Origin of the sequence: Parapedobacter soli, from assembly GCF_025460835.1 — a bacterium.
Lineage (GTDB): Bacteria > Bacteroidota > Bacteroidia > Sphingobacteriales > Sphingobacteriaceae > Parapedobacter > Parapedobacter soli.
In genome coordinates, this window is the sequence record NZ_JAMXAY010000114.1 from 1 (window position 1) to 2,796 (window position 2,796).

The 2,796-nt window shown below is 42.0% G+C and carries 4 protein-coding genes; all 4 read left to right on the forward strand.

What is annotated here, in order from left to right:
• The first annotated feature begins 424 nt into the window (after nucleotides 1-424).
• Complete coding sequence (locus NGM62_RS21690) at nucleotides 425-1,618, forward strand: ImmA/IrrE family metallo-endopeptidase (protein ID WP_262250397.1); 1,194 nt, start codon at nucleotides 425-427, stop codon at nucleotides 1,616-1,618.
• Between the two features lie 9 nt (nucleotides 1,619-1,627).
• Nucleotides 1,628-2,176 (forward strand): hypothetical protein, encoded by a 549-nt coding sequence (locus NGM62_RS21695; RefSeq protein WP_262250398.1) that lies wholly within the window; start codon nucleotides 1,628-1,630, stop codon nucleotides 2,174-2,176.
• Between the two features lie 38 nt (nucleotides 2,177-2,214).
• Nucleotides 2,215-2,511 carry a hypothetical protein gene (locus tag NGM62_RS21700; RefSeq protein ID WP_262250399.1) on the forward strand — a complete coding sequence of 99 codons (297 nt, stop codon included), beginning with the start codon at nucleotides 2,215-2,217 and terminating at the stop codon, nucleotides 2,509-2,511.
• Between the two features lie 21 nt (nucleotides 2,512-2,532).
• On the forward strand, nucleotides 2,533-2,796 hold a 264-nt coding region (locus tag NGM62_RS21705), incomplete at its 3' end, for a hypothetical protein (protein ID WP_262250400.1).

Consider the following 2,796-nt stretch of genomic DNA (forward strand, 5'->3'; position numbering starts at 1 on the left):
AGCTAAAATTCGATTACCCACACTATCCGTCATAGAGCCAAAAAAATCAATAATTGGATACTGAGGTTCGAATGGTGCCAGCCATTTCGGTCGGATCACCGTAAACCGTGGCCCAGTGACCTCCGTGATAGACAATAAGCTGCAAATCACCGATAGGGAGACCGGTGAGCTTATTCCCGTGGATTTGCTTTTATAACCACGATAAAGCTAGCGAAATTTTTTCGTTTATGCACAGCTTTCCGCCGCTATTGGCAAAGGGCTTTCCACCGCAAGCGGTATCTTAAGGTGCTCCGCTAGAATTTTATAATTCCACCAATCTTACGGTTTCCTGTAGTATCGCCTCTTTTAAGTTAAGGGTAATTACCCTTTATTTTTTATTTATAAATCATTATTGCCTATATTTGACGGGTAAATTCTTTTTTATATGAAGAATATTGATGTCGATAAGTTATTAAAGGAACTATTTGATGAAGATGCATCTTTTGATATCCGGGCGCTGTTTGAAGAAAAGATATCAGAGTACGGCATTACCAAGACCAAGGCGCTGAAGCTCCTTAATATTGATAAAGACGTATTTGAAGATATCATGGAAGGGTCGGCTAAGCAGCCAAACCTTATCCATGTCGTTAAGATCGCTGAATTTCTGGATGTCGATGTAGACGAATTTATCAAGATGGTGCTCCGAAATCAGAACCCCGAAAATATCGGCGCCATTGACAGGGCCAGAAAGCTGAAATTCTTAATGAAGAATTTCGATGTGAAGGCATTGACGAAGATTGGCTTTTTTGACAACGACGACGGCGTGAACCAACTCGTCAATAAAGCACTCGCTTACTTTGGCTACGAATCAATTCGGGAATTTGAAGACCGGTTGACCGAGCCTTTGTATAGCCGGTCCAAGCGCCAGTTTTCGGACAAGATGAAAGATTTTTGGGTTCGGTCGGCCTATCGGACTTTCGAGTTGATCGACAACCCCAACGCTTATAATCGCGGGCGCTTAAAGGATACCATCGCCAACATGAAACCCTATAGTCAGGATGTAAATAATGGACTGCACACCGTTTGTAGAGCTCTCTATAACATCGGCGTAACGGTTATCTTTCAGGATTACCTATCCACTACGCATGTACGCGGAGCCACATTTATCGTCAAAGATAAGCCGTGTATTGTGATTACCGATTACTTAAAGCGGTATCCCACGCTCTGGTTTACGTTGTTGCACGAGCTGCACCACGTATTGTTCGATTATGACACGGTAAAATCAAATACCTACCACCTGTCGGATGATGAGGATTTGTTCCTGATTGAAGAAAAGGCCAATGGTTTCGCTCGGGATTATTTTATGCCCATCGAAAGCTTTCACTACATCAAGAATTACATTAAAAACCCCTATGTAGTGGAGCGATTTGCCAAGGAAAACGAGATACATGCCTCATTGGTTTATTCCTTCTATACCTGGTATCAAGACCATCTCTACGGGAAAAATTTCTTTGCCGCTTTTAAAGAACATTATCCCGATTGTAGGGCCGCCGTGAATAAACTCAATCCCGTATCGTGGAATGAAGAGAACATCAAGGTCGTAAGCGACCGAATAAAAGCCGTATTTGAAATTATATAACCTATAATCATGGAAGAAAACAATAAAAAGACCAAACAGGAACAGCAGCTTTCCGATGCAGATATTGAACGGATGGAGTTGTTGCGCCGTGCCCACGAAAAGAAGGGCAAGCAATTAACCATTTCTGATGAAACGGGAACACTCAAGGAAATTGACGAGTTGCGCGAACTTGTTGGTAAGCAACTCGATAATCCCGAAGAAAAGTATAACATATATTACAAGGGGATTCGTAAGCTTCTAATGGATCATCTGCCGAAAGGTGAGGACTACAAGGAGATGCGTAGCATTATTTATGATGAAAAAAACATCTTCCTGAATCTGGGCAAACGTAAGTCCGACGGGGGAGGAGTACGCGGTTCGGATGGCCGGATGACGTTCCAACCCGTTATGAACGAGATTCTTGATGCTGTGATTACGTGGGTCGGTGGCTCGCAAAACCCTTTCGAATTGTATAAAGAGATCTATATGCTGAACGAAAGGCATGGGTACGGACACGAGGAATATGATGATAGTGTCCGAGGTGTGGCAAATGCGATGTTGAAATTAGCGGATAATTAGTGTTTGCTGACACGGTTTAATATAAAAATTTGATTACCATGGCTCGCAGGAAAAGAAGTAAAAAAGTAACACTCGAAATTGGGTGGGACATTGCAATGAATTCAGTTACCAGAAAGATCTATTATAATGGTACCGAGTCAGAGGTCTTTATGGAATCGGCTAACCGCGAGTTTAGAGACATTGATCGAGATGATTGGTGGCCAGAAGCAGAAAGGATTTTTTCATATAGACCTTCAATTAGCTACCAAAACTTAGCGGAGGGCGCGGCCGCCATAGTCATCAATAAAAAAATGAATGTTGACTATTTGACAGTGCATTTGGGCGGAGATACATGACTAAGCTTATTTCTGATCTGAATGAAAATAAAGAACGTTATTATCATTTTAAATATAGCGGGGCTAATTGGTTCTCTAATTTGGCTAATGGTCGATAAAGGCTGGGAACCATTGGTAACTTCTATTGGTTTGATTGGGGCCTTAATAGCACAAATCTATATCAGTGGTGGAACGGGTGTCTCTATGAAGCAAAAAGGAGGCAAAGGCTCAAAGAATTACCAATCGGGCGGAGATATCAACATAAATAGTCATCCCTTAAATTCTGTACAACACACTAACAGTCAG